This is a genomic window from Streptomyces sp. NPDC048255 (assembly GCF_040652415.1).
Lineage (GTDB): Bacteria > Actinomycetota > Actinomycetes > Streptomycetales > Streptomycetaceae > Streptomyces.
Window position 1 is genome coordinate 36,045 of sequence record NZ_JBEZMA010000021.1, and the last position, 26,118, is coordinate 62,162.

Below are 26,118 nucleotides of genomic sequence, written 5' to 3' on the forward strand. Positions count from 1 at the left end.
GTGAGTGCATGGAGTACCTGATCACGGCCGGGCAGCTCGTCACGGGTCCCGGCGGCCGGCGGCTGCGCGACGGCGCCGTACTGGTGCGCGGCGCGACGATCGCGGGCGTGGGCCCGCGGGCCGAGATCGCCCCCTTGGCCGCGCCCGGGGCGACGGTCATGTCGTTCCCCGACGGCACACTGCTGCCGGGACTGATCGACTGCCATGTCCACCTGGCCCTCGACGCCGGGCCGGACCCCGTCACCGCCCTCCTCGACACCGACGACACCGGCCTGCTGGCCGGGATGGCCGAACGGGCCCGGCAGCTGCTCGACAGCGGCGTGACGACCGTACGGGACCTCGGGGACCGGGGCGGCCTCGCCCTGCGCCTGCGGCACTCCATCGAGCAGGAGGCCGCGCCCGGCCCGCGCATCCTCAGCGCCGGCACCCCGCTGACCCGCCCCGGCGGCCACTGCTGGTTCTTCGGCGGCGAGGTGGCAGACGAGGACGCCCTGCGCGACCTGGTCCGGCGCAACGTGCGCGACGGCGTCGACGTGATCAAGGTGATGGCCACCGGCGGTGGCATCACCAAGGGAGGCCCGCCGGTGTGGCAGGCCCAGTTCACCGCCGCCGAGCTGGACCTGGTGGTGGCCGAGGCCCGCCGGGCCGGGCTGCCGGTGGCCGCGCACGCGCACGGCACCGAGGGCATCGCGGCGGCGGTCGCGGCGGGCGTCGACACGATCGAGCACTGCACCTGGATGGCGCGGGACGGCTTCGACGTACGGGAGGACCTGGTCGCCGAGATCGCGGCGAAGGGGATCCGGGTCTGTCCCGCGGCGAGCCCGGACTGGCGCGGCTTCGCCCGGCGCTTCGGCCCGGAGCGGGCCGAGGAGATGTTCGACCGGCTGCGCTGGATGGCCGGCCGGGGCGTACGGCTCATCGCGGGCACGGACGCGGGCGTGGCGCACGCCGTCTTCGACGGCTTCGTGTCCAGCCTGGAGTTCTTCCGCCACATCGGCTTCTCCCCCGCCGAGGCGATCGACGCGGCCACGGTCGAGGCCGCCCTCGCCCTGGGCATCGCCTCCGACACCGGCCGCCTCGCCCCCGGCTACCGCGCCGACCTGATCGCCGTCACCGGGGACCCGCTGGCCGATCTGGCCGCCCTGCGCGACGTCCGCCTGACGATGTCCGCCGGCCGCCCCCACGTCCCGGCCGGCAACCCGCCGCCGGCCCCGCGCTGAGCGGGGGGCCGGCGGCGGGTCAGCTGCTCGGCGCGGGGTGATCCGCTGTCCGTAGGCGTCGATGGCGGCCTCCTTCGCGTCGTGCATGTCGTACACGGCGAACTGGGCGCACGGCTACGGGCCTTCGGGGAGGCGCGCGGGAGCGCCATGACCCCGCGGCCGACAGTGTCCTTGACCCCGGGAAGGGAAAAGGGGCCCGGCCCTACCGAGTGGTCTCGAGGGCCGGGCCCATGTCATGCGCGGCCGATCGCCGCCGTTCTCACCACGGGCTCCGCACCCTGACGCCGAGGGCCCGGACGCGGTCCTGGGCCTGCGGGTCGAGCTTCAGCAGCAGGTCCTCGCCGACGACTCCGTCGCGCCGCCAGATGGTGCAGAGGGTCTCCAGACCCGCTTCGGCGACCTCCGGCTCCGCGTCGGCCGAGGTCTGCACCAGGGCTTCGACGACAGGCCTGCCCTGCAGTCCCGCGACCGCCCGTGCCATCCGGGCCCGCTGCTCCGCGGGGACGGCCGGGTCGGCGAGCGAGCGCAGCACGTCCACCGTGTCGCGGGCGTCCTGGCATGGCAGCACCCACACCAGGTACACGAGCTGCGCGCCGAGCACGATCAGGTACTGCAGTGGCACGAGCAGGGCCACGGGCAGCAGCAGGACCAGGGGCAGCACGATCAGCCGGCCGCCCCGGATCCGCGAGGGACCGCCGGTCGGCGGCTCGAACCGCCGACCGGCCAGCAGGACGAGTACGAACATGGTCACGACCGTCAGGAGCGGCACCACGATCAGCCCCACTCCCAGCCCCGCGCCGAACGACGCCCAGAAGGGATCGTCGCCCAGAACGGGCAGCACCAGGGCCGCGGCCACCCAGCCGAGCGCGGCGGTCATGACGTAGCGCTGCAGGCAGACCCGCAGCCATCTTCCCGTGCTCACGGCAGCTTCCTCATCTCAGCAGCTCTTCGTACCGGTGCCATCAACCCACGTCCGGTGGTCACGGTCCTTGTAGAAGAGGCCGTCGAGACCGTCGCGGGCATCGTAGCCGCTGGTGTGGGCCATGCTCGTGGGCGATCCACCGCGGCTTCTGGTGCTTCCGGTACTGCACGACCGCCATGTCCGGATACGCGTCCGGCCCCAGCGTCCCCTCGCTCCGCGTCTTGCCCCAGAGCCGCCGGCAACCTGCTGCGGGGCTGACCTCCTGGCCAGCCCCGCACCACCCTTGAGAGTCAGCTGAACGACGGGATGACGTCGGAGCCGTACGCGTCGATGGTCGCTTCCCGGGCGTCGTGCATGTTGTAGACAGCGAACTGATCAACGCCGAGATCCCGCAGGGCGCGCAGCTTCTCGATGTGGGCCTCGGGCGGGCCCAGCAGGCAGAAGCGGTCGACGATCTCGTCGGGGACGAAGTCCGCGGACGGGTTCCCGGCGCGGCCGTGGTGGCTGTAGTCGTAGCCCTGGCGGGCCTTGACGTACGCGGTGAGCTCCTCCGGGACCATCGAGGAGTGCTCGCCGTAGCGGGATACCAGGTCAGCCACGTGATTGCCTACCATCCCGCCGAACCAGCGGCACTGGTCGCGGGCGTGGGCCAGGGCCTGCGCCGAGTCGTCGGCCGTGACGTACGCCGGGGCCGCAACGCAGATGGTGATCGAAGCGGGGTCGCGGCCGGCCTCCACAGCAGCCTGGCGGACTGCCTTGATCATCCACTCGGTGAGGTAGAGGTCCGCAAGCTGCAGGATGAAGCCGTCCGCCTTCTGTCCGGCGAGCGCGAGGGCCTTGGGGCCGTACGCCGCCATCCAGACCGGCAGCTTCCCGTCCCGGATCCAGGGGATGCGGATCGGGTTGCCACCGACCTGCGCCTCGCGGCCCTCGGCGAGGTCGCGGATGACCTCGATGGCCTCGCCGAGCCGGGCCAGGGTGTTGGGCGCGCGGCCCGCGACCCGCATCGCGGAGTCGCCGCGCCCGATCCCGCACACCGTGCGGTTGCCGTACATGTCGTTGAGGGTGGCGAAGGTGGAGGCGGTGACCTCCCAGGTGCGGGTGCCCGGGTTGGTGACCATGGGGCCCACGTGCATTTTCTGCGTGTTGGCCAGGATCTGGCTGTAGATGACGAACGGTTCCTGCCACAGCACGGCCGAGTCGAAGGTCCAGCCGTAGCGGAAGCCGTTGCGTTCGGCGCGGCGCATGAGGCTGATGACCTGGGAGGCGGGCGGGTCGGTCTGCAGGACGAGGCCGAAGTCCATGGGGCGGCTCCTTACAGGTACTGGCAGGTGGAGCGGGGGACGAAGACCCCGTGGCCGGCCCGGCCGATGTACTCGCGCCGGTCGATGACGAGTTCGCCGCGCGAGAGCACGGTGTCGACGCGTCCGGTGATCCGCTTGCCCTCGTACGCCGAGTAGTCCACGTTCATGTGGTGCGTCTCGGCGGAGATGACCTGCTCGGCGTGCGGATCGTAGAGGACGATGTCGGCGTCGGAGCCCGGCGCGATCGTGCCCTTCTGCGGGTAGAGGCCGAACATCCGGGCCGGGGTCGCGCAGGCGATCTCGATCCAGCGGCGGCGGCTGATGTGCCCGTCCAGGACGGCCTGGTGGAGGAGGTCCATCCGGTTCTCCACCCCCGGCAGCCCGTTGGGGATCTTGGAGAAGTCGCCCCGGCCGAGCTCCTTCTGGCCCCGGAAGCAGAACGGGCAGTGGTCGGTGGAGACCACCTGGAGGTCGTTCGTCCGCAGCCCCCGCCACAGCGCCGCCTGGTGCTCGCGAGGACGCAGCGGGGTGGAGCAGACGTACTTGGCGCCCTGGAAGTCGGGCTCCTCCAGGTTGTCGGTGGACAGGAACAAGTACTGCGGACAGGTCTCCCCGAAGACCGGCAGGCCCTTGTCGCGGGCCGCGGCCAGCTCGGCCACCGCCTCCTCCGCCGAGACGTGGACCACGTACAGCGGGGAGCCGGCGACCCGCGCGAGCTGGATGGCCCGGTGGGTGGCCTCGGCCTCCAGGAGCACCTTGCGGACCTCGCCGTGGTGGCGGGGGTCGGTCTCCCCGCGCGCCAGGGCCTGTTCGACGAGGACGTCGATCGCGATGCCGTTCTCCGCGTGCATCATGATCAGTCCGCCGTTGCCGGAGGCCCGTTGCATGGCGCGAAGGATCTGCCCGTCGTCGCTGTAGAAGACGCCGGGGTAGGCCATGAACAGCTTGAAGGAGGTGACGCCTTCCCCGATGAGGAGGTCCATCTCCTTCAGGGTGCCCTCGTTCACGTCCGAGAGGATCATGTGGAAGGCGTAGTCGACGGAGCAGTTGCCGTCGGCCTTGTCGTACCAGGTGTCGAGCCCCTCGCGCAGGGCGTGGCCCACGCTCTGCACCGCGAAGTCGACGATGGTGGTGGTGCCGCCCCAGGCGGCGGCCCGGGTCCCGGTCTCGAAGGTGTCCGAGGCGGCGGTCCCGCCGAAGGGGAGTTCCATGTGGGTGTGCGCGTCGACGCCGCCCGGGATCACGTACTTCCCGCTCGCGTCGATCGTACGGTCGGCGGTCCAGGACCCGGCGGCGGCCGAGCCGTGTGCGGCGAGCGCCGCCACGCGGCCGTCCTCGATCAGGACGTCGGCGTGCAGTTCGTCGGCGGCGGTGACGACCAGCCCGCCGCTGATCAGGGTGCGGATGCTCATGGGAGTCCCCCCTACGGGATGCTGCGGAGCGCCTGTTCGAGGATCTCGGCGCCTTCTTCCGCCTCGGCGACGGTGAGGGAGAGCGGCGGCGCGATGCGCAGCACGCTGGTGTTGTACCCGCCGCCCTTGCCGAGCAGCAGGCCGCCGGCCCGGGCGGCCTCCAGGACGGCGGCGGCCGCGTCCGGGTCGGCCTCGTCGGTGCCGGGCCGGGTCAGCTCCAGGCCGGCCATCAGGCCCCGGCCGCGGACCTCCCGTACGGCGGGCACGTGGGCGGCGATCGCGCGCAGCCGCTCCAGCAGCAGCCCGCCGACGCGCCGGGCGTTGCCCTGGAGGTCGTGCTCGAGCAGGTAGGAGAGGTTCGCGAGCCCGGCCGCCATGGTGACCGGGGAGCCGCCGAAGGTGGAGATGGAGTTCGCGTCCAGGCAGTTCATCACCTCGGCGCGGGCCACGACCCCGCCGATGGACATGCCGTTGCCGATGCCCTTGGCGAAGGTGATGACGTCCGGCGGGCCGTTCTGGGCGTGCGCCTGCCAGCCCCAGAAGTGCTCGCCGGTGCGGCCCCAGCCGGTCTGCACCTCGTCGCTGATCCAGAGGATGCCGTGCCGGTCGAGGACCTCGCGGAAGGCCCCGTACAGGCCGTCGGGCGGGGAGGTGAAGCCGCCGACGCCCTGGATCGGCTCGGCGATCAGCGCGGCCACTCCCCCGCGCGCCTGGCCCAGTACGTCTTCCAGATCGGCGACGGCCGACGCGGTGAACTCGGCGTCGGGCAGGGCGGCGAAGGGGCCGCGGGTGCGCACGGCGCCGTGGACGTAGTACGTCTGGAGCGGCGAGAGGCTGGTCGGGGACCAGCCCCGGTTGCCGGTGACCGACACGGTCGAGAAGGACCGGCCGTGGTAGCTGTTGCGCATCGCGAGGATCTGGTTGGAGCGGCGGTACGTCGTCGCGAGCAGCAGGGCGGCGTCGTTGGCCTCGGTGCCGGAGGTGGTGAAGAAGACCCGGGCGTCGGGGATGCCGGACAGCGCCGCGACCCGTTCGGCCAGCTCGATCATCGGCCGGTTGAGGTAGAGCGTGGAGGAGTGGATGATCCGCCCGGCCTGCTCGGAGACGGCCTTGGTGACCTCGGGCAGGGCGTGGGCGGTCATCGTGGTGAGGATGCCGCCGAAGAAGTCGAGGTAGCGGTTGCCGTCGGCGTCCCAGACGTGGCGGCCCTCGCCGTGGGTGATTTCGAGGGGGTGGCGGTAGTAGAGCGCGAGCCAGTCCGGCATGACGCTGATGTGGCGGCTGTGCAGGGGGATCGGGTTGGTCACGGCTGTACGAGCCCTCCGTAGGCGTCGGGGCGGCGGTCGCGGTAGAAGGCCCACTGGTTGCGGACTTCCTCGATGAGTGCGAAGTCGAGGTCGCGGACGAGGAGTTCCTCCTCCTTGTCGCTGGCGACGTCTCCGACGAACTGGCCGCGCGGGTCCACGAAGTAGCTGGTCCCGTAGAAGTCGTTGTCGCCGTACTCCTCCTGGCCGACCCGGTTGATGGCGGCGATGAAGTACTCGTTGGCGACGGCGGAGGCGGGCTGTTCCAGCTGCCACAGGTGCGAGGAGAGGCCGCGGTGGGTGGCGGACGGGTTGTAGACCAACTGGGCTCCCGCCAGGCCCAGTTGGCGCCATCCCTCGGGGAAGTGGCGGTCGTAGCAGATGTACACGCCCACCCGGCCGACGGCGGTGTCGAAGACGGGCCAGCCGAGGTTGCCCGGACGGAAGTAGTACTTCTCCCAGAACCCCTTGACCTGGGGGATGTGGTGCTTGCGGTACTTGCCGAGGTAGCTGCCGTCGGCGTCGATGACGGCGGCGGTGTTGTAGTAGAAGCCCGCGCTCTCCTGCTCGAAGACCGGTACGACGATCACCATGCCGGTCTCGCGGGCGAGGTCCTGCATGCGGCGGACGGTCGGGCCGTCGGGGACGGCCTCGGCCCAGCGGTAGTGCTCGGGCTCCTGGACCTGGCAGAAGTAAGGGGCGTTGAACACCTCCTGGAAGCCGATGATCTTGGCTCCCTGAGCGGCGGCCCGGCGGGCGTGCTCCTCGTGTTTGGCGATCATCGATTCGGTGTCCCCGGTCCAGGTGGCCTGGACCAGGGCGGCGCGGACGACTTGGGCCATGAGCTGCTCCTCGCGACGGGAACGCCGGGTTCTACGCACGTAGACGCAGTACGTAGGGAGTAGAACGTAGGCCTCGGCACAGCGTGGGGCAAGACCGCGTTGCGCGGTTGGAGTAGTCGATCACGTTACGTCGCCCCGCGGTCGATTGCGTTCAGGAGACGGGCGGTTTACGCCGTGGCGATTCCGGCCACGCGCAGGGCGTGGACCAGGTCGCGGTGCCGGGTCCCGGGCAGCGCGCGAGCCGCGTGGAGCAGGCGGGGGACGAGCCACTGCGGGTCGCGGCGGGCGAGGCGGGCTACCTCCTCCGCGGTGCGGACCCGGACGAAGGCGCCGAGCAGGGCATCGGCCTCCCCGGCCCGGCCGGCCCCGCCGAGGGCGAGCGCCGCCTCGGCGATCTCGGCGGCGGGGCGGGCCACGCCCTGGCGCAGCAGCGCGTGGCTGTCGGCCTCCCGCCCGGCCTCGCCGAGCGCGGCCGCGGCGGCGGCGAGCCGCTCGGGCGGGAGCGAGGCCGCCTCCCACAGGACGCCGGCCCAGTCGGCCGCGAGCCCGGCGCGGACCAGCTCGGCGGCGAGGCCGGGCAGCCGCTCGGCGGGCCAGGCCGCAGCCTCGCACAGCAGCGCGTGGGCCTCGCCGGTCCGCGCCTGCGCACGCAGCGCGATCAGCTGCGCTACGAGGACCCCGGCCTGCCGGCCGGCGTCGACGGCCCCGGGGCCGGCTGCGGCGGCACCTCCACTGCCGGTGGCCTGCGGGGCGGAATGCCCGAAGCGTGCCCCGCGCGGTGCAGCCCGGGCCGGCTCGGGCCCCGGCGACGGGGCGGGATGCCCGAAGCGTGCCCCGCGCGGCGCTGCCCGGGCCGGCTCGGGCCCCGGCGACGGGGCGGGATGCCCGAAGCGTGCCCCGCTCGGTGCAGCCCGGGCCGGCTCGGGTCCGGCCCCTTCCGGCTCGTACCCGGGCGGCGGGGTGAAGGCCTGGGGCCCGGGCGCGGCGGCTCCGGCGTACCGGGCTCCCCCGGAGCGCCGGCCGCCGCGCAGCCACCGCCCCTCGGCCCGCCCGACGGGCGCCTCCGCCGGGACCCCGCCCCGGCCCCCCGCCTCGGGCGGCGCCTCCCGCTGCCTCGGCACACCCGGCAACACGCCGTCCCCCGGCGACGCGAAAGGCTCCGCAGGCCCGGACTTGGCAGACCAGGACTCGGCAGGCGCAGCAGGCGCGGCGGACCAGGCCGCGCCCGGCCGTACGCCCTCCCCCGGAGACGCACCGAACCCCTCGGGACCGGGCCCGGCGGGCCAGGGCTCGCCCTGCGCAGCAGGCGCGGCGGACCGGGGATCAGCAGGCACCGCATGCGCAGCCCCGGCATGCGCAGCCCCGGCATGCGCGGGCCCGGCATGCGCGGGCCCGGCATGCGCGGGCCCGGCATGCGCGGCAGGCCCGGCGGGCCAGGGCTCGCCCTGCGCAGCAGGCACCGCAGGGGCGGTCGGGTCGGCGACAGCCGCCAGGCGGGCCGCCAGGTCCTCGTGCCGGGCCGCGGCGCGGGCCACGTCGTCCCGGGTCCACGAGACCTCCCGGGCCAGGGTCTCCGCCTCCGCCCGGTCGGCGGCGGAGGCCAGCCGGGCGGACAGGTTCCGCAGGGCCGCGTCCGCCTCGGCCCGCCGGCCGGCCGCCGCCGCGAGCAGGGTCCGCAGTTCCCCGGTCCCGCCCGGCAGCCGGTCCCAGGCCCCGACGGCGGCGGCCCGCAGCCGGGCCGCGTACCCGCTCTCCCGCGCCGCCACCTCCTCGCCGCGCAGCCCGGCGAGGTCCCGCAGCAGCGACTCCACGACGTCCCACGGCGCCATCGCGGCCCCCTGGAGGCAGGCACGCAGGCCTTCCGGGTCCCGCCGCAGGAACTCCCCGTACCAGCCCGCCCCGGGATCGAGCCTCTGGGTCAACCCCCGTAAATAGTCCGAGAATTGACTGATCGCCAGTGAAGTCGCGGTCTCCATGACCGCATTGGATCCCACCCGTGTTACGGGCGGGCTACGGGAGTCTCAAAGCTTGACGGCGATCCCGGTGTGCGGCCGCACGCCCCGGCGCCAGAGCGTGGCCGGCACGTCGACCATCCAGAACTGCCAGGTGTACTTGCGCGACATCAGCCTGCGCACGCGCCGCAGCCCCTCCTCGTCCAGCAGCCGGGCCCGCCCCTCCCGGACGGCCGCGCCCTCCTCGACGCGCCCGCGCACGTCGCACGCGGTCACGGTGACCCGCCCGTCGCGGCGGATCCGCTTGACCTTCCACGAGTCGCTGCGCGTCCACACGTACAGCTCACCGCCGTCGGCCACCGCCCAGACCGGGGTGGCGACGGGCGTGCCGTCCTTGCGGAAGGTGGTGAGGCTGACGTACCGCGCCCTGCCGAGCTCCTCCATCGTCATCCCCCGACCCTAGGTGATCCCGCGGAGGTCCAGCCCTGCCGGTGCAGCCTTTCCAGGCCGTCCAGGAGGAGGTCCAGCGCGAACTCGAACTCGAACTGGTCGTCGCAGCTCCGGCCGACGGCGGACCCCTCGTCATGGGCGGCCGCCGCGGCCAGCTCCGCGATCCGCGGGTACCTCCCCGCCATCGCGGCGAGCACGTCCGCCCCGGCCTCCGGGCCGGCGCTCCCCGAGTCGTCGAACAACTCCTGGCTGAAGCCCAGCAGGCGGCTGCCCATCGCGTGCATCACGTGATGGGTGAGGTCGACGGAGAAGCCGCCGTCCCGGAAGGTGCCGATCATCGAGTCCAGGTACTCCAGCACGGCCGGGGTCGGCCCGGTCCGCGACTCGATCACCTGCGAGGCCCAGCGGTGCCGCAGCAGCGCCCGGCGGGCCGAGAGGACGCGCCCGCGGACCACGTCCTTCCAGTCGGAGCCGCCCGTCGGCGGGTCGATCTCGGCCACGACCGCGTCGACCATGCCGTCGAGGAGCTGCTCCTTGTTGGCCACGTGCTTGTAGAGGGCCATCGGTACGACGCCCAGTTCCTGGGCGAGCCTGCGCATGCTGAGCGACTCGATGCCGCCCTCGTCGGCGAGCGCGACGGCGGCCCGCAGCACCCGCTCCCTGTTCAGCGGCGCCCGGCGGGCGGCCTCCGCCTGCTGTGCCATGTCGCACCTCTCCTCGCGATCGGACGTCGATCGGTACCCCTCTTGATCCCGCTTGACGAGTGTACGGCGTACGCCTACGGTGGGCGCGAGGTGTACGGCGTACACCCTCATGGGTCGAGAGGACCGAAGATGAGCTCAGACAGAAGGACCGCGGTGGTCGCGGGCGTGCTGTTCCTGGTGACCGAGGTCGCCGCCATCGGGGGGCTGGCCCTCTACCAGCCGGTACTGGACGGGGCCGCGGGCACCCTCGCCCCCGGCGCCGGAACCTCGGCGTTCCTCGGAGCCCTGTGCGAACTGGTCCTCGTGGCCGCCGTCATCGGCACCGGGGTCGCGCTGTTCCCCGTCATCAAGAGGCGGCACGAGGGGATGGCGCTGGGGTACGTGTGCTTCCGCCTCCTGGAGGCCGTCGTCATCGCCGTCGGGATCCTCGGCGTCCTGACGCTCGTGACGTTGCGCCAGGACCCGGCCGGCGCGGCGGGCGCCGCGGGCACAGCGGGCGCCGACCGGGCCCTCGTGGCCCTGCACGACTGGACGTTCCTGCTCGGGCCGAACTTCGCCCTGGGCCTGAACACGGCACTGCTGGCGTACCTGATGTACCGCTCGCGGCTCGTCCCCCGGTTCATCGCGGTGCTGGGGCTGGTCGGAGGCCCGCTGATATGCGCCTCGGCGGTCGCCGTGCTGTTCGGGCTCTACGAGCAGGTCTCCGTGGCGGGCTCGGCCGCGGCCGTCCCGGTGTTCGCCTGGGAGGTGGCACTAGCCGTCCGGCTCATCGCCAAGGGGTTCGACAAGGGGTTCGACCCGGCCCGGGCCGACGGCTGAGCCGTCGCCGGCGCAGGCCGGACAGTCCTTCAGCGGCTCGCGGGCGGCCGACCGACCGCCGGGGGCGGCGCAGACGGCGAGCAGCAGGCCGCCCGCGAGGAGGGCACCGACGAATCCGAGGCCGAGTTGCTTCGATGCGTTCTTGGCTGACACGCCTTCACGCTTGCCCCGCACACCGCCGGTCCCCACCTGCCGATGGGCCGTTCGGCCGCCGGGGCCGGCCCGGACGACCTAGTGCTGTGGCCGGAAAGGTTCACCGGGTCGCGCCGCCCGGCAGACCTTTCCGGCCACAGCACTAGACCGGGACGAAGACGCAGCGGCGCAGTACGTCGTCCAGGGAGAGGCCGAGCGCTTCGGCGAGGGCGGCGACCGTGAAGAACGCGGGGGTCGGCGCCCGGCCCGTCTCGATCTTGCGGAGCGTCTCGGCGGAGAGCCCGGCGCTGGCGGCGACCTCGACCATGCTGCGGCCGCCGCGGGCCTCGCGCAGCAGCGCACCCAGACGCTCGCCGCGCTCGCGCTCTTCGGGGGTGAGAGGGGTACGGACCATGCCCCCATCCTACCCCGCCCCCAATACCTATACCGTTAAAGTTATACCGGTATAGTTATTGGCATGGTGGAACTCAAGACAACAGAGTCGATCGACAAGATGCGCGCGCCGGGCCGGGTCGTCGCCCACGCCCTGGCCGCCGTGCGGGACCGGGCACGGGTCGGCGTCTCCCTGCTGGAACTGGACGAGACGGCCCGCGAGGTGCTCCGCGAGGCGGGCGCGAGCTCGCCCTTCCTCGGCTACCGGCCGCGGTTCGCGCCGGTGCCCTTCCCCGCGGTGATCTGTGCCTCCGTCAACGACGCGATCGTGCACGGCATCCCCGGCGGCTACCGGCTGCGCGACGGCGACCTCGTCAGCATCGACTGCGGGGCGAAGCTCGGCGGCTGGGCCGGGGACGCGGCGGTCAGCTTCACCGTCGGCCGGGCCCGCCCCGCGGACCTGCGGCTGATCGAGACCGCCGAGGCGGCCCTCGCCGCGGGCATCGCGGCGGCGGTGCCCGGGAACCGGATCGGGGACATCGCGCACGCCATCGGCACGGTGTGCCGCTCCGCCGGGTACGGCATCCCCGACGGCTTCGGCGGCCACGGCATCGGCCGCAACATGCACGAGGACCCGGGCGTGCCCAACGAGGGCCCGCCGGGACGCGGTATGCGGCTGCGCCCCGGCATGGTCCTGGCGATCGAGCCGATGGTGATCGCGGGCGGGACGGACGACTACTCGTGCGACGGCGACGGCTGGACCCTGCGGACCGTCGACGGCAGCCGCGCCGCGCACGCGGAGCACACGGTCGCCATCACCGACGACGGCCCCAGCATCCTCACCGCCCTCTGACCGGGCAGGCGGTGCTTTGCGACACGGCCTACGGGGTCCCCCGCGGGTGGACGACCATCGCCGAGCCGCCGCCCCGCCGGGTCTTCTCGGCCGCCGCCAGCCAGCGATCTGACGCCGCGAGGCTAGATCACCGGTGGGCGGCCCAGTCGGGTCATGCGCCACACCGTCCGCCACCGCATGGGGCGACGCGGCGGACACGGGACCCGCACGCCTTCGAAGAACCCGGCCCACCACGACTTCAGCCCCGCCAGAGGGGGCCGCTGGACCAGCGTGTACGCCGCCCACGTCGTGAGGTAGACCGGCACGAGGACGGCGGGCAGGTGCCGCTTCGCCAGCCAGACCCGGTTACGCCCGGTGTTCCGGTAATAGACCGCGTGGCGGGATGCCGCGGTGCGGGGATGAGTCAGGACCAGGTCCGCCCGGTAGTCGATCTCCCAGCCGGCGTCGAGTGCACGCCAGGCGAAGTCGGTCTCCTCGTGGGCGTAGAAGAACTGCGCGGGAAACTCACCAACCTGGTCGATCACGCGCATTCGGATGGCATGGGCGCCGCCCAGGAACGTCGTGACCGGGCCGGAGGCCAGCGGGTCGGCGCCGCCGAGGCGGGGTACGTGCCTGCGCTGGGAGACGCCTTCCTCGTCCGCGATGCGGAAGCCGACGATTCCGAGGCGGGGGTTCGCGGTGAACGCCTCCCGGACAAGCCGCAGGGTGTCCGTCCGGGGCAAGAGGCCGTCGTCGTCGAGGACTAGGACGACGTCGACACCGCCTTGTTCCCGCAGCCACTCGACGCCGGCGTTCCTGCCGCCGGGGATGCCCAAGTTCTCCGGGAGCTCGACGGCCGCCACCCCGGCGGGTAGGCCGGGAAGCTTTGTCCCCTGGGCGAGCACGACGACCGTCGCAGGGTCTCCCTCCTGCGCCGCCACCGAATCGAGGAGGACCCGGAGTTCCCTGTCCCGGTCTCCCATGGTGAGGACCACGACGCCGATCGTCGGCCTGCCCGTACTGGTGTTGTTCATGCCTGGGCTCGTAGCAGTTCGGCGGCGCGCTGGTTCAGGGCTTCGGCCCCGGGGACCCGGCGCCTGCGGTAGCCGGCCGCGACGGACTGGATCGCCCTGACTTCCTTCCGGTTGCGGTCGGAGACCACCCCATCCATGAAGTCGAGGGAGCGGTCCCAGAGGGCTACTGCCTCCTCGTGCCTGTGCTGGGCCGCGACGGACTTGCCGAGGTTGACCAGGGTGAGACCGTGCACCCTCTGGTAGGTACCCGGCACCCGGCCCTTGAGCGCCGTCCGGTAGTGCTTCTCGGCCGCCTTGTGGTCCCTCATCTCCGTCAGGGTCTTGCCGGTGTGCGAGGCAACGGTGGCCGTGACGGGCCCGGAAGCTGCGGCGTACGAGGGCACCTGATCGTCTCCGGCCAGCATCGCGTCTTCGGCCGACAGCAGTGAGGCCGCCGCCTTCTCGCCCTGTCCGCCGGCCCCGTATGCCCTGGCGCACGTGACGAGCAGGAGTGCCTCGGTCTGCCGGTCGACTTTGCCCGACGCGCGTCGCAGTGCTTCCTCCGCCAGGCCGATGCATGAGCCGGGGTGGCCGAGGTCGAGTGCCTGGTGGGTCAGGGCCCGCATCATCCATGCGCCGTGCCCGTGAGCGTCGGACTCGCAGGCCAGCTGGAAGCCGAGCAGGTAGTAGCGCTGGGCGGCGCCTTCGCGGCCCAGGTCGTGGTGCTTCCAGCCGGCCAGACATGCCAGCGTGGCCGCCGCCCCGAAGGCGCTTCGGCGCACTGACTCTGACGGGAATCGCCCCTCCAGCATGGGGACTACCGTGTCCGTGAGGTAGGCAGTCACCGTCGTCAGCCCGTGACCGCCGCCCAATCGGTCGTCCGCGCTCCGGAAGGTTTCGGTGAGCTGCCGGACGGTGGCGACCTCTTCAGCCCCGACGCTGCCCCCGCGCTCGGCCGCCCTGAGCGTGGCAGCGACGGCTTCGTGGTCGTAGGCGAGGGGCAGACCGACGGCGCCCGTCGCGAAGGCGGAGTTGAGGAAGTCCCTGCGACGGAGCATCACGAATCTCCCGAGGTCGGTGGCGCTGGCCAGCGGATCGGCCCCCAAGGCCTCCCCGATGCCTGCGCAGCCTAGACCGATCTCGGTGAGGGTGACCTTCCGCTTCATCCTTCTGGTGAGAGCCTCGGCGATGTACGAGCGGGTCTGACCGCTTGGGGTACCGCCTGCGACCCAGGAGTGGACTGCCGAGCGAGAGGTGTGCAGTTCCTCCCCGGCCTCGGCGGCAACGGTACGGATCTCCCTGGCCAGGGACTCGTACGTGCACCCGGCCTCGGAGATGGCGTCCGCCAGCGGGGTGTTCGGATTCCGCCTCTCCGTCAACTCGTACTCCCTGAGCCGATCTTGAACAGTTTGAACAAGTTACTGCCCCACTCACGGTACCCGCGCACAGTGACCACCGCTTCACTGATTGCAAGGCCGGCCGCCTGTCACGTTCCACCCGAACCCTGTTTCTGGAGGCATCGTGCCCCACCGCTCAGAACTCGGCGCTCTGGCCGGCGCCACCGTCCTGGTGACCGGCGGCGCCGGACTCATCGGCTCCCGCATCACCGCCCAGTTGCGGGACCTCGGCGCCCGCCCTGTGGCCCTGTGCACCATGAGCGCCTACCCCGAGCGCGTGTACGCCGACCTGTTCGGCGTCCGCGCCGGGGACCCAGACATGATCCTGGGGGACATTCGTGACACCGCGCTTGTGCAGAAGCTCGTGGCGGAATCGGACTACGTGATCCACGCTGCCGCCCTCGCGGATGTCGCGGCCTGCACCCGCGAACCGCTGGCCGCCATCGACACCAACGTGGCCGGGACCCAGAACATCCTGGACGCCATCGCCGCGACCGACCGCGTCCGCCGCATGGTGTTCGTCTCCTCCGCCAGCGTCTACGGCGACGGCAACCCCGAAGAGACCGACAGCCCCGAACTACTGACCATGCGCCAGCTCCTGGAATCCGTTCACGGTCGCATCCCGCCCCAGTTCCACGAGTTCACCCGCATGCGCCCCAAATCCGTGTACGGCAACACGAAGGCGTGGGGCGAGGAGCAGACCGCTCTCGTCCTGGGCCAGGTTGGCACGTCGTACGCGATCGTCCGGTACTTCTCCGTCTACGGCGAACCGCAGACCATCAAGCCGAACTCCCACTCCTGGGTCGTGGCCTGGTTCGCCGCGCGGGCCCACCTCGGTCTCCCTCTCCACCTCAACGGCGGCGGCCGGCAGGTGCGGGACATGGTCCACGTGGACGACATCGCCGAGGGCACCTTGCGGGCCCTGGCCAGCCCCCGCGCGCACACCGAGACGGTGAACATCGGCACCGGCGTCCCCACCAGCGTCAGGAAGGTCGCCCAGTTGGTCCAGGCCCACTACCCGAACACCCCGTTCCTGGAGACGCCGCTCCCGGCCGGTGATCCCCTCGGCGGGTACGCGGCCACCCGCCGGATGGAGAACATCCTGGGCTGGACGCCGAAGGTCACCATCACCGAGGGCGTGGCCCGCTACGTGAAGTGGCTCCAGGACACCCCGGCCGCCGCCCCGGACTGGCTCAGGCGGGAGCCCGTTACGGCCTAGATGACCGGAGGCCGGCCCAGCTGGGTCAGCCGCCAGACCGTCCGCCAACGCATCGGGCGCCGGGGGCCGCCGGATCTCCGGATGCCCTCGGCGAACCCTGCGAACCAGGCTTTCAGCCCCGCCACGGACCGGGTGCGGACCACGGTCAGTGCCACCCACACCCCGAGGTAGACCGGCACCAGCGGGACGGGCAGGTGCTGCTTGGCCAGCCAGACCCGGTTGCGGGCCGTCATCCGGTAGTACACCGCGTGCCGGGCCGGGGACGTCTTCGGGTGCTGGAGCACCAGCTGCGGTTCGTAGAGGATGTCCCAGCCGCGGTCGATCGCCCGCCAGGCCAGGTCGGTCTCCTCGTGCGCGAAGAAGAAGGCGTCCGGCCAACCCCCGGTCTCCTCCAGCATCGGCATCGACAGAGCGTGCCCGCCGCCCAGGAACGTCGTCACCAGGCCCCGCCGCATCGGGTCACCCGCCCGCAGCCGGGGTACGTGCCGCCGCTGCGTGGTCCCGGTCTCGTCCGCGATCCGGAACGAGACGATGCCCAGCCGGCAGTCCGCCGCGTACAGGTCGGCAATCCGCCTGAAGACGTCCGCCTCGACGAGCAGGCCGTCGTCGTCCAGGTCCACCAGGACATCGACGTCCCCGAAGTCCCGCAGGCGGCGCCAGGCGACGTTGCGGCCGCCGGAGACCCCCAGGTTCTCCTCCAACTCCACCCCGGTAACGCCCTCGGGCAGGCCCAACAGGGCCGTCCCGTTCCCGACCACCACGACCCGGGCTGCCGGTTCGTCCTGCTTGGCCACCGAGGCCAGCAGCGCCAGCAGCTCGGGGATCCGGTCGCCCATCGTCAGCACGGCGACACCCACACGCGGCCGGGTCACGACCACCACCACTTTCTTCCCGGGGCAAGGTGAACGGCGAGCGTACCCCCGCCGAACCCGGGCCCCGGACCGTATGAGAGGCCACTGCAATGGAACGGATCACCCTCGGCGACTACGTCACCGCCCCCACCGAGGGGGCCATCGCCACGACCGTCTACGGCGGCCTGGAGAAGTTCGAGCTGGCCGAGTTCCTGGCCCAGTGGAAGGGCCTCCAGCGCGAAGCCCTTGTCACGCTGGGGGAGGACCATCGCATCCATCCTTCCGCGTTCATCCACCCCACGGCGATCATCGGGGACGACGTGATCATCGGGCCTGACGTCAAGGTCCACGAGTTCACGACCGTACGGAAGGGCAGCGTCCTGTGCGCCGGCGCCCAGGTCGGCTTCAACTGCGAAGTCACCGCCACGTTCGTCGGGGAAGGCGCCGTCCTTGGGCACCGGATCGGCGTCAACCGGACCGTCCTCGGGGCCCGAGCCCACCTGTCCGCGAGCGTCACCGTGGCCGCGATCAACATGACGGCCGACATGCGCAAGCCCGACAGGGAAGTGATCATCCGCACCATGACCGGCCTCTACCGGTGCGGCACGACCCGGTTCGGGGCCCTCATCGGCGACGGCACCCAGACCGGCAACAACATCAGCATCGGCCCCGGCGCCGCCATCGGCCGCCGCTGTCAGATCACCAGCGGCGTGACCCTGGCCATCCGCACCGTGCCGAAGGACTGCACCGTCACGGCCCCTCACACCATGGAAACCAGCGTCCGCCGTCGCCGGCGCATCTAGGTCCTGTCCGGGCGATCTTCGTGGATCAGCCCGCGTCGTCTGGTGCGGTGCATCGCAAGGCGGAGGAGCGCAGCTCGTACTCGGCCGTACTCGCGCGGTCCGACAACGCGGCGAGGCGCCGTGCCAGGCGGCGCGGGCCCGCGAAGATCGCCCGGACAGGGCCTAGCAGGAGGCTCCTTACGGGCGTTGGCCGCTTGGGCACTTCTGCTGCTCACCGCCCCCATGCAGCCGGACGATCCCCTCAGGGGCGCAGCGCCAGCGGCGCTGCGCCCGCCCAGGCGAACCCTGCACACATGCCTCACGTGACTCAAGGAGCGGTAGGCGAGCTACCTGGGGTTCGCTTGACAACCCTAGGCGGCCCCAGGATCCTCACCGCCCTCTGACCGGGCAGGCGGTGCTTTGCGACACGGTCTACGGGTTCCCGCGCGGGTGGACGACCATCGCCGCGCCGCCGCCCCGCCGGGTCTTCTCGGCCGCCGCCAGCCAGCGCCCGTCCGGCAGCCGCTGGACTCCGGTGGCCGCGCCGATCTCCGGGTTCTGCCGGAAGCCGTGGCCGATGGCCTCCAGTTCGGCGCGCACCGGGCTGTCCCACAGCCCCGGCTCCAGTTCGGTGGTGGTCTGGTTGCGCTGGCTGGCCCGGGGCGCGGCGATCGCGTCGACCAGCGGAAGGCCCCGGTCCAGGTGGCCGGTCAGGGTCTGCAGGACGGTGGTGATGATGGTGGCTCCGCCCGGGGAACCCACTGCCAGGACCGGCTTCCCGTGCTCCAGCACGATGGTCGGGGACATGGACGAGCGCGGCCGCTTGCCGGGGCCGGGCAGGTTCGGGTCCGGGACACCGGGGGCGGCCGGCGCGAAGGAGAAGTCGGTCAGTTCGTTGTTGAGCAGGAAGCCCCGGCCCGGCACGGTGATCGCGCTGCCGCCCGTGGACTCGATGGTCAGGGTGTAGGAGACCACGTTGCCCCACCGGTCGGCGACCGTCAGGTGCGTGGTGTTCTCGCCCTCGTAGGTGGTCGGCGCGGCCTGCCCGGTCGTGGCGCACGGCACCGGGTTCCGCGGGTCGCCGGGGGCCAGCGGGCTGGTCAGCGCCCGGTCCGGGCTGATCAGGCAGGCGCGGGAGTCGGCGAACCGCTGGGAGAGCAGCTCCCGGGTAGGCACGTCCTCGGCGGCCGGGTCGCCGACCCAGCGGCCCCGGTCGGCGAAGGAGATCCGCGAGGCCTCGATGAAGCGGTGCAGGTATTGCGCCTCGGAGAGGGGGCCGAGGTCGGTCCGCTCCAGGATGTTGAGCGCCTCGCCGACGGTGGTGCCGCCGGAGGAGGAGGGCGCCATGCTGTAGACGTCCAGGCCCCGGTAGCTCATCCGGGTCGGGGCCTGCCGTTTGGTCGCGTAGGCGCGCAGGTCGCCGGTGGTCAGGTCGCCGGAGCGGACCTTGCGGGTGGCGGCGGGGTCGACCGGGGGTTTGCGGACGGCCTGGACGATGTCCTCGGCGATCGGGCCCCGGTAGAGGGCACCGGTCCCCTTGCGGCCGAGTTCCGCGTAGGTCGCGGCGAGGTCGGGGTTCTTGAAGGTGGAGCCGACCACGGGCAGGGCGCCGCCCGGCAGGAACAGCTTCGAGGTGGCCGGGAAGTCCCTGAACCGCTCCTCGTTGGCCGCCGTCTGGGCCCGGAAGGTGGCGTCCACGGTGAAGCCCTCGCGGGCCAGTTTCTCGGCGGGCTCGAGCAGTTGGCGCAGCGGGCGGGTGCCCCAGGAGTCGAGGGCGCTCTTCCAGGTGGCCGGGGTGCCCGGGACGCCGACGCCGCGGCCGCTGGTCTGGCCCTCGGCGAAGGGGATGGGGACGCCGTTCTCCTGGAAGAGGTCGGCGGTGGCCGTCGCCGGGGCGGTCTCCCGGCCGTCGATGGTCCGCACCTGGCGGGAGCGGGCGTCGTAGTGGACGAAGTAGCCGCCGCCCCCGATGCCCGCCGAGTACGGTTCGGTGACCCCGAGTACGGCGGCGGTCGCGATCGCCGCGTCCACGGCGTTGCCGCCGGAACGCAGGACGGCGATTCCGGCGGCGGAGGCGTCGGCGTCGACGCTGGCGACGGCCCCGCCGTAGCCGGCCGCCACGGGGACCTTCGCGGGGGTGGTCGCGGATGACGGCGGGGCGGCGGCGCCGGTGGAAACGAGCGCCCCGACGAGGGCGAGCAGCGGTAACGTTCGGGCGGCGGGACGGTGCATCCGGACCTCCAGTCGGCAACGTCCGCCGAGCCTAGCGGCCGCCCTGCCGTCCCGTCAGGAGACCGGACACGGCCGTCGGCATCGGGCCGAGGGCCGCGCCGGGCGGGCCGCGCCGGCCGGGCCCTTCGCCCCTGTCCCCGCTAGGGCTGTGGCCGGAAAGGTTTGCCGGGTCGCGTCGTCCGGTGCGGTGCATCGCAAGGCGGAGGGCCGCGGCTCGTACTGGACGTACCGGCGCGGTCCGACAACGCGGCGAGGTGCCGTGCCGGGCGGCGCGACCCGGTGAACCTTTCCGGTCACAGCACTAGCCGGCCGGGGCCGGGGCCGTCTCGGGTGAGCCGTCGGCCGGGGCCGCTTCGCCGGGCCGGTTCTCCTTGCGCCACAGGAACAGCGGGAGCAGCAGCAGGGTCGCGCAGCCGACGAGGAGGAACGGCAGCCGGCTGTCGTAGCGGGCGGCCAGTGCGCCGCCGAGGACGCTGCCGATGGGGTTGACGCCCCAGGAGATCATCCGGTGCAGCGCGTCGGCGCGGCCGCGCAGTTCGTCCGGGGTCAGCCGCTGGCGCCAGGAGGTGGTGGCCACGCCCCAGAACGAGAAGCCGACTCCGGTGAGGGCAAGCCCCGCGTACGCGAGCAGCTGGTTCCCGGAGGCCGCGACGACGAGGAAGCCGGCCCCGAGGCAGACCAGGGCGAGACAGACCAGGCCGGGGCTGCTGAAGCGGGCGGCGAGCGGCGCCGCGGCCTGGGCTCCGAGCACTCCGCCGAGCGCGGAGCTGGCCATCATCAGCGCGTACACGAAGGAGTCGCCGCCCAGGATCTTCTCGGCGAAGTACGGCTCGACGGCGATCGCGCCGCTGTTGAAGAGGTTGATGACGGCCGCGGCCCCGGCGATAACCAGGACGTGCGGGGTCACCCGCATCCAGCGGGCACTGGCCCGCACGTCGGCGAACACCGAACGGGGGCCGTTGCCGGCCGGGCTGCGCGCCGGTTCCTTCTCGAGGCCGCGCGGGATGGCGGCCAGCAGCGCCATGGACAGCAGGAAGGTGACGGCGTCCAGTGCGAAGGGCAGGGTCTGGCCGGTGGTCAGCAGTGCGGCGCCGATCAGCGGACCGATGAACTGGCGGCCCAGCAGCAGCGCGGTGGAGGACATGCCGTTGGCACGCTCCAGGTCCTTCTCCGCCACCAGGGAGGGCAGGAGGGCGAACGTGGCCGAGGTGGCGACCGATTCGAGCAGGCCCATCAGGAAGGCCACCGCGTACATCAGGGGCAGCGAGAGCCAGTCGCCCAGCAGGGCGAGGACGAAGCCGCCCATGACGAGGAGCCGCAGGCCGTCGCAGGCGATGAGCAGGCTGCGGCGGCGCATCCGGTCGGCGAGCACTCCGCCGAAGATGCCGAGGACCAGGAAGGGCAGGGTGGCGAAGCCGAGCAGGATGCCGAGGCCGGTGGGCCCCGCCCCGTGCTGGACGGCCAGCAGGGGCAGGGCGGCGTAGCGCATGCCGTCGCCCACGAAGGAGACGGCGGAGGCGGCGATGAACCGGCGGGCCGGCCGGTCCAGTTCAGTCCAGTTCCGCAGCACGGCCGGTCACCGCCTCCAGCGCCAGGCCCATGGCCCGGTCCATGCCCGCACCGAGCAGCGTGCCGTCGGTGTGCAGGCCCAGACCGGGGTGGTCGCTGGCGACCAGGACGGTGGCCGCGCGCACCCCGGACAGCCGGGCGACGGTGAGGACCGCCGAGGTCTCCATGTCGATGCCGGACACCCGGAGCCGGCGACATCGCTCGATGAGCCCCGAGTCCTGGGTGAACACGGCGTCCAGGGAGTACACCAGGCCGTCGTGGAGGGTGCCGGGGGCGCTGTCGTGCAGGGCCCGGACCAGGCGGTGGTCGGCGACGGCCGGGTACCGCTCGCGGGTGTGGGCGATGCTGGTCCCCTCGGCGGCCACCGCGCCGGTGGGGACGAGCAGGTCGCCGCAGCCGAGACCGTCCTCGATGGCTCCGCAGTAGCCGAGGCCGATCAGGGTGCGCACGCCGCGCGCCGCCGCGGCCTGAACGGCCATCGCGGCGGCGGGAGCGCCCAGTTTGGCGGTGAGGATGGCGATCCGCCGGCCGCCGTGGCGGGCGATGGAGACCGAGCGGTGGTGCCGCTCGATCTCCACCCGCTTCTCCCAGTCGGCGCGGTCGTAGAGGTCCGGGTTCTCCAGCGGGAGGATCGCCACGGGCGGCAGCGGGCCGTCCACGTCGGAGAAGAGCCAGCCGTCGGCGATGGCCTTGAAGGTGCTGCCCCATTCCGGTACGTCCCCGGGCAGGACGTCAGGCATGGTTCAGGACCCTCTCGACATGCGTGTCGACGAAGCGCTCGAACCAGTACTTCCGCGCGTCGCAGAAGGCGTCCTTGTGGTTCATGTCGCCGTATTCCGAAAGGGTGTGGCCGGGGTGGCCGCCGCCGCACAGCTCGACCCACTCGCAGGAACGGCATTCGTCGACGATTTCGGCGCGGGCGCGGAATTCCTTGATGTGCTGGTGGAATTTCTCGCTCCGGAATGCCTCGGCCAGCGACATGTCCCGGACGTTGCCCAGGGACCACTCCTCGTCGACCCAGAGCTGGTCGGCGAAGATCAGGCCGTCCGGGGAGATCCGCGGGAAGGCGTTGTACGCGAAGAGCTGCTTCGGGAAGAGGCTGCGCTCCAGGGTGTAACGGCCGTCCCGGGCGTTGTTGAGGTCGCCGAAGAAGTTGCCGCGCAGCTCGAGGCGCGGGTTCTCGTAGGCGAGGAGCTTCTCGCCGGCGGCGGTCCACTCCTCCAGGCTGGGCGCGATGGACTCCCAGGGGGTGTCGGCCGCGTTGCCCTGCGCCTCCCACTGGGAGAAGACCAGCTTGGCGAGGTCGAACCGCTCGGCGAGGGCGATCATCGCGTCCAGCTCGTGGATGTTGTTCTTGGTGATGCAGATGAACAGCTGGGTACGCCGGTGCAGGCCGAGGTCCTTGAACATCTGCAGGGACTTCAGGACCTGCTCGAAGACGCCCTTGCCGCGGATCGGGTCGTTGGTCTCGGGCGTCGCGCCTTCGAGGCTGACCTGGAGGTTGACCCGGGCCGCGCCGATGGCGTTGATCTCGACAACGCGCTCGGCGAACTTCTTGGGGAACTTGTACGCGTTGGTGTACAGGTCCACGTTGTGGCCGCGTTCCACGGCGCAGTACTCGACCAGGTCGAGGGCATTGCGCCGGACCGCGGCCTCGCCGCCGGTGATGGCGATGAGCTTGTTGGAGAAGGGGGGCAACTGGTCCACTACGGCCCGCAGTTCCTCGTCGCTGAGCTCGTTGGGGAGCTTCTCGCCGGAGGACACGTAGCAGTGCACGCAGCTGAGGTTGCAGGCGTTGGTGATCTCCAGGTGCAGGCCCTGGGGCTCCGTCTCCAGGACGACCGGGAGGCCCTGACTGCGGTGGTGGGCCTGGGAGACGAACACCAGGCCTGCGGCACGCAGTTCGTCGAGCAGGGAGTCCACCACGCGCGGGTCGCGCAGGTGGTCGTTCTGCGCCACGGCGACGGCGGCCGTCACGATCTCCTCCCTGGAACGGGTCCCGTCGGCGAGCGCGAGGACGGTCTCGCTGCCCTTGCCGAGAATGGCCCATCGCTGGGTCCAGGGGTCGACGACGAACACGGCCGCGCCCTCGGGCCGGCTCTCGATGCGCACGATGTTCTTCGGGTTGCTGAACGGGCGCCACTTCGATTCCCGGGACACCGGGGTCAGCGGGAGAGGCGTTCCGGCCGATATCGATCCCATGGGGCAATGTCCTCCAAGTGCGGTGAGGGGCCCGCGAACGGACCCCTCACGGTCGATCAGGAGCTATCGGCTCAGACGGCGCGGGCACCCGCGGACGGGCACACGGTCGGCGCGGACTGAACGCCGTAGTCGAAGACGAGCTGGCTGCCGGTGATCTCGGGCAGCTCGGCGACGACCTCGGTCTCGAGCTCCACGGACTGGTCGATGACGCTGGTGGACATGACGCCTCCTAGTTGTGGTGATGCCATAGCAATATGCCGCAGGACTAGTTCGAGCCCCCACGACCGAACGGAGGTTAGTCCACAAGATCCTTCGGAGTCACCGTCTTTTTTATCCAACTCGACTGAATTAACAGGTCTTTCACATTCCCCCCACGGCCCGATCTGCGACCGTCAATCAGGGAATTCGCCATTCCGCAGGTCCGGTTCCGCGCCAGATATTCCGACATCTCACCGCATGCCGCCCGAGAGAACAGGAGAGATCCGGCCAACCGTCAACTCCAGCCCGCCCCCAGCGCGATTCATCGATTGCTCCAATGACTTCCGGCCACTCAGGCCGAAGGAAGCCGGTCTCTGCACCGCTCGCCGGATGCCCTAGCATCCGGCGCATGAACGACGACGTGCGCAACATCGTGCTCGGAGTGATGGCGACCGCGCTGAGCGGTGGGTTCGGCTGGTTCGCCCGCACCTATCTCTGGCAGCGCGCTCTCCGCCGCAAGCAGGCCTTCCTCGGTCTGCCGACCGGGTCCGACTGCCTGTTCGTGGTCAACCGTCAGATGGGCGGCACCGAGTCCTCGCTGCACCGCAACGACGCCTTCGCCCTGCTGGAGATATCCGCCCTGATCAAGGACTGCGGGGCGAACGTGCAGATCGTCACCCACGACGGAACCCGCCAGGGCTTCGGGGAGCGGGCGGAGTTCTGCGTCGGCGGGCCGGTCTCCAACGCCCGTACGACGGCGCACCTCTCCTCGATGCTGCCGGGGGTACGGGTCGACACCAGCAGCGAGCGCGGCCCCGACCGCGGTGCGATCTGCGTCGGCAGCGAGACGTACCGCTGGGAGGCGGGCTCGGTCGAGTACGTGCTGCTGGCGCGGCTGACCACCGGCCGGGGCACCCGGCCGGTGTTCCTGCTCTCGGGGCAGACCGCCAACAGCAACCAGGCCGCGGCCCGTTACCTGGCCCGGCACCACCGGCGGCTGGCCCGCAAGTACGGCGGGGACTCCTTCTGCCTCGTGCTGAAGGTCATCAACTCCGACGCCTACGGGCCGGACGTGACCGAGCTGGTCGCGGACGTCAGCGCGGCCGCCCGGACACCCGTAGAGGCAGCCGCGTGATCCCGTTGATGAAGTTCGAGACCAGCCGGCGCGGTGGGCCCGCCAGTTCGGGCGCGGGCAGCAGGCCGGGCCACTCCTCGTAGAGGGTGCGCAGCTGGAGCCGGGCGAAGTGGGCGCCCAGGCAGACGTGCGGGCCGTCCCCGAAGGAGACGTGCGGATTGGGGGTCCGGCCGAGGTCGAGGCGTCCGGGGTCGGTGAAGACGCGCTCGTCGTGGTTGGCGGAGGCGTGGAACACCACCACCTTGTCCCCGGCCGCGATCCGCTGTCCGGCCAGCTCGGTGTCCACGGCCGCCGTGCGGCGGAAGCTGAGCACCGGCGGGTGGAAGCGCAGGAGTTCCTCCACGGCCCGGTCCACCGGGACCCGGCTGTCGGCGAGTTGCCGGTAGGCCCGCGGGTCGCGGGCCAGGGCGAGCAGGCCACCGGGGGCCGCGCTGCGCACGGTGTCGTTGCCCGCGACGGTGAGCAGGAAGAAGAACATCTCCAGTTCGGCCGGGTCCAGTCCGGCGTGGGCGAGCGCCGTCATCACGTCGTCGCCTGGGTGTTCGAGCTTGTGGGCGGCGAGTTCGCGGGCGTACGCGAACATCTCGCCGAGCAGGGCCGGCGAGCGCGGGTTCAGGGGGGTGCCGTCCGGGCCGAGCCGGGGCTCGGGGGCGTCCTCGGGATCCTGGTAGCCGATGATCCGTACGGTCCACTCCAGCAACAGGGCGCGGTCGGCGGCGGGGACGCCCAGCAGGTCGGTGAGGTTCAGCAGGGCGTACTCGTCGGTGACGGTGCGCACGAGGTCGGCGGCGCCGTCCTCGGCCTCCTCCCGCGCCGCGGCGAGCAGGGCGCGGGCCCGCTCCCGTACCCGCCCGGCGAAGGCGTCCACGCGGGCCGGGGTGAAGGCGCGGGCGACCAGCCGCCGCAGCCGGCCGTGGTCCCCGAAGGCCTTGCCGGGGTCCTGGTTGAGCATGGTGCGGCGCAGGAAGGGCAGGTCGGCGGGGTCGGGGTCGCGGATCTGGGTGGCGCCCAGCCAGGAGGAGTACGTCCGGTGGTCGCGCAGGACCCGTACGACGTCGGCGTGCCGGGTGACCGCCCAGAAGCCGGGGCCCGCGGGCCAGCCCTGGATCTCCGGCTCGGCCTGCCAGGCGACCGGGTGCCGGTCGCGCAGCGCGCGGTAGCGCTCGTGGGGGATGCCGGCTGCGTAGATGCGGGGGTCGAAGACGTCCGGGACGTCCGCGGCGTGATCCATAGG

Annotated in this window: 24 protein-coding genes; 6 read left to right on the top strand and 18 right to left on the bottom strand. The window is 72.2% G+C overall.

All coding sequences use genetic code 11. The annotated features are described in order from the left end of the window. Window positions 1-8 precede the first annotated feature (8 nt). Window positions 9-1,220 carry an amidohydrolase family protein gene (locus tag AB0D94_RS18485; RefSeq protein WP_362052562.1) on the top strand — a complete coding sequence of 404 codons (1,212 nt, stop codon included), beginning with the start codon at window positions 9-11 and terminating at the stop codon, window positions 1,218-1,220. A gap of 259 nt (window positions 1,221-1,479) precedes the next feature. On the opposite strand, the gene AB0D94_RS18490 is transcribed toward AB0D94_RS18485, so the two are convergent. The 8 genes from AB0D94_RS18490 to AB0D94_RS18525 form a co-directional block, all read right to left on the bottom strand. Continuing rightward, on the bottom strand, window positions 1,480-2,142 hold the full coding sequence (locus AB0D94_RS18490) for a hypothetical protein (RefSeq protein WP_362052564.1): 663 nt from the start codon (window positions 2,140-2,142) through the stop codon (window positions 1,480-1,482). Between the two features lie 290 nt (window positions 2,143-2,432). Beyond that, complete coding sequence (locus AB0D94_RS18495) at window positions 2,433-3,446, bottom strand: TIGR03842 family LLM class F420-dependent oxidoreductase (protein WP_362052566.1); 1,014 nt, start codon at window positions 3,444-3,446, stop codon at window positions 2,433-2,435. 11 nt (window positions 3,447-3,457) lie between these two features. Then, window positions 3,458-4,858 (bottom strand): dihydropyrimidinase, encoded by a 1,401-nt coding sequence (gene hydA, locus AB0D94_RS18500; RefSeq protein WP_362052568.1) that lies wholly within the window; start codon window positions 4,856-4,858, stop codon window positions 3,458-3,460. 11 nt (window positions 4,859-4,869) lie between these two features. After that, window positions 4,870-6,123 (bottom strand): aspartate aminotransferase family protein, encoded by a 1,254-nt coding sequence (locus AB0D94_RS18505; protein WP_362052736.1) that lies wholly within the window; start codon window positions 6,121-6,123, stop codon window positions 4,870-4,872. 38 nt (window positions 6,124-6,161) lie between these two features. Next, window positions 6,162-7,004, bottom strand: a complete 843-nt coding sequence (locus tag AB0D94_RS18510) for a nitrilase-related carbon-nitrogen hydrolase (RefSeq protein WP_362052569.1) — start codon at window positions 7,002-7,004, stop codon at window positions 6,162-6,164. 167 nt (window positions 7,005-7,171) lie between these two features. Beyond that, window positions 7,172-8,926 (bottom strand): hypothetical protein, encoded by a 1,755-nt coding sequence (locus tag AB0D94_RS18515; RefSeq protein WP_362052572.1) that lies wholly within the window; start codon window positions 8,924-8,926, stop codon window positions 7,172-7,174. A gap of 99 nt (window positions 8,927-9,025) precedes the next feature. Next, window positions 9,026-9,406: a PPOX class F420-dependent oxidoreductase gene (locus AB0D94_RS18520; protein ID WP_362052574.1), complete on the bottom strand. Its 381-nt coding sequence runs from the start codon at window positions 9,404-9,406 to the stop codon at window positions 9,026-9,028. Next, a complete protein-coding gene (locus AB0D94_RS18525; protein WP_362052576.1) occupies window positions 9,403-10,110 on the bottom strand; it encodes a TetR/AcrR family transcriptional regulator C-terminal domain-containing protein in 708 nt (235 codons plus the stop codon). Before AB0D94_RS18525 ends, AB0D94_RS18520 begins: the two co-directional genes overlap by 4 nt. 129 nt (window positions 10,111-10,239) lie before the next feature. On the opposite strand from AB0D94_RS18525, the gene AB0D94_RS18530 reads away from it, so the two are divergent. Continuing rightward, the gene (locus AB0D94_RS18530; RefSeq protein WP_362052578.1) at window positions 10,240-10,929 is read left to right on the top strand and encodes a DUF4386 domain-containing protein; all 690 of its coding nucleotides are present in this window, start codon (window positions 10,240-10,242) and stop codon (window positions 10,927-10,929) included. Between the two features lie 295 nt (window positions 10,930-11,224). On the opposite strand, the gene AB0D94_RS18535 is transcribed toward AB0D94_RS18530, so the two are convergent. After that, entirely contained in the window at window positions 11,225-11,476 is a 252-nt protein-coding gene (locus AB0D94_RS18535) for a helix-turn-helix transcriptional regulator (protein WP_362052580.1), read from the bottom strand. Window positions 11,477-11,539: 63 nt separating this feature from the next. Between AB0D94_RS18535 and map the strand changes: the two genes are divergently transcribed. Then, on the top strand, window positions 11,540-12,307 hold the full coding sequence (map, locus tag AB0D94_RS18540; RefSeq protein ID WP_362052582.1) for a type I methionyl aminopeptidase: 768 nt from the start codon (window positions 11,540-11,542) through the stop codon (window positions 12,305-12,307). 122 nt (window positions 12,308-12,429) lie between these two features. Here the strand turns inward: map and AB0D94_RS18545 are convergent, their stop codons facing one another. Next, the gene (locus tag AB0D94_RS18545) at window positions 12,430-13,320 is read right to left on the bottom strand and encodes a glycosyltransferase (protein WP_362052584.1); all 891 of its coding nucleotides are present in this window, start codon (window positions 13,318-13,320) and stop codon (window positions 12,430-12,432) included. Then, complete coding sequence (locus AB0D94_RS18550; RefSeq protein ID WP_362052587.1) at window positions 13,317-14,678, bottom strand: tetratricopeptide repeat protein; 1,362 nt, start codon at window positions 14,676-14,678, stop codon at window positions 13,317-13,319. The genes AB0D94_RS18545 and AB0D94_RS18550 overlap by 4 nt, the downstream gene beginning before the upstream one ends. Window positions 14,679-14,820: 142 nt before the next feature. Here AB0D94_RS18550 and AB0D94_RS18555 point away from each other — a divergent pair, with 142 nt between their 5' ends. Then, window positions 14,821-15,915, top strand: a complete 1,095-nt coding sequence (locus AB0D94_RS18555; RefSeq protein ID WP_362052589.1) for an NAD-dependent epimerase/dehydratase family protein — start codon at window positions 14,821-14,823, stop codon at window positions 15,913-15,915. Here the strand turns inward: AB0D94_RS18555 and AB0D94_RS18560 are convergent. Then, the gene (locus AB0D94_RS18560) at window positions 15,912-16,787 is read right to left on the bottom strand and encodes a glycosyltransferase family 2 protein (RefSeq protein WP_362052591.1); all 876 of its coding nucleotides are present in this window, start codon (window positions 16,785-16,787) and stop codon (window positions 15,912-15,914) included. The genes AB0D94_RS18555 and AB0D94_RS18560 overlap by 4 nt on opposite strands. A gap of 89 nt (window positions 16,788-16,876) precedes the next feature. Here AB0D94_RS18560 and AB0D94_RS18565 point away from each other — a divergent pair, with 89 nt between their 5' ends. Further along, on the top strand, window positions 16,877-17,569 hold the full coding sequence (locus AB0D94_RS18565; protein WP_362052593.1) for a transferase: 693 nt from the start codon (window positions 16,877-16,879) through the stop codon (window positions 17,567-17,569). Window positions 17,570-17,980: 411 nt separating this feature from the next. Here the strand turns inward: AB0D94_RS18565 and ggt are convergent, their stop codons facing one another. From ggt to AB0D94_RS18590, 5 genes are all read right to left on the bottom strand, one after another. Then, the gene (gene ggt, locus AB0D94_RS18570; protein WP_362052595.1) at window positions 17,981-19,780 is read right to left on the bottom strand and encodes a gamma-glutamyltransferase; all 1,800 of its coding nucleotides are present in this window, start codon (window positions 19,778-19,780) and stop codon (window positions 17,981-17,983) included. A gap of 301 nt (window positions 19,781-20,081) precedes the next feature. After that, complete coding sequence (locus tag AB0D94_RS18575) at window positions 20,082-21,350, bottom strand: MFS transporter (RefSeq protein WP_362052597.1); 1,269 nt, start codon at window positions 21,348-21,350, stop codon at window positions 20,082-20,084. Then, the gene (locus AB0D94_RS18580; protein ID WP_362052599.1) at window positions 21,331-22,089 is read right to left on the bottom strand and encodes a hypothetical protein; all 759 of its coding nucleotides are present in this window, start codon (window positions 22,087-22,089) and stop codon (window positions 21,331-21,333) included. The genes AB0D94_RS18575 and AB0D94_RS18580 overlap by 20 nt, the downstream gene beginning before the upstream one ends. Then, window positions 22,082-23,551 carry a radical SAM protein gene (locus AB0D94_RS18585; RefSeq protein WP_362052601.1) on the bottom strand — a complete coding sequence of 490 codons (1,470 nt, stop codon included), beginning with the start codon at window positions 23,549-23,551 and terminating at the stop codon, window positions 22,082-22,084. Before AB0D94_RS18585 ends, AB0D94_RS18580 begins: the two co-directional genes overlap by 8 nt. Window positions 23,552-23,622: 71 nt before the next feature. After that, window positions 23,623-23,772: a hypothetical protein gene (locus AB0D94_RS18590; RefSeq protein ID WP_362052603.1), complete on the bottom strand. Its 150-nt coding sequence runs from the start codon at window positions 23,770-23,772 to the stop codon at window positions 23,623-23,625. 386 nt (window positions 23,773-24,158) lie between these two features. On the opposite strand from AB0D94_RS18590, the gene AB0D94_RS18595 reads away from it, so the two are divergent. Continuing rightward, a complete protein-coding gene (locus AB0D94_RS18595; protein WP_362052605.1) occupies window positions 24,159-24,884 on the top strand; it encodes a hypothetical protein in 726 nt (241 codons plus the stop codon). Here the strand turns inward: AB0D94_RS18595 and AB0D94_RS18600 are convergent. After that, window positions 24,844-26,115: a cytochrome P450 gene (locus AB0D94_RS18600; RefSeq protein ID WP_362052607.1), complete on the bottom strand. Its 1,272-nt coding sequence runs from the start codon at window positions 26,113-26,115 to the stop codon at window positions 24,844-24,846. The two genes, AB0D94_RS18595 and AB0D94_RS18600, sit on opposite strands and share 41 nt — an antisense overlap. Window positions 26,116-26,118 lie beyond the last annotated feature (3 nt).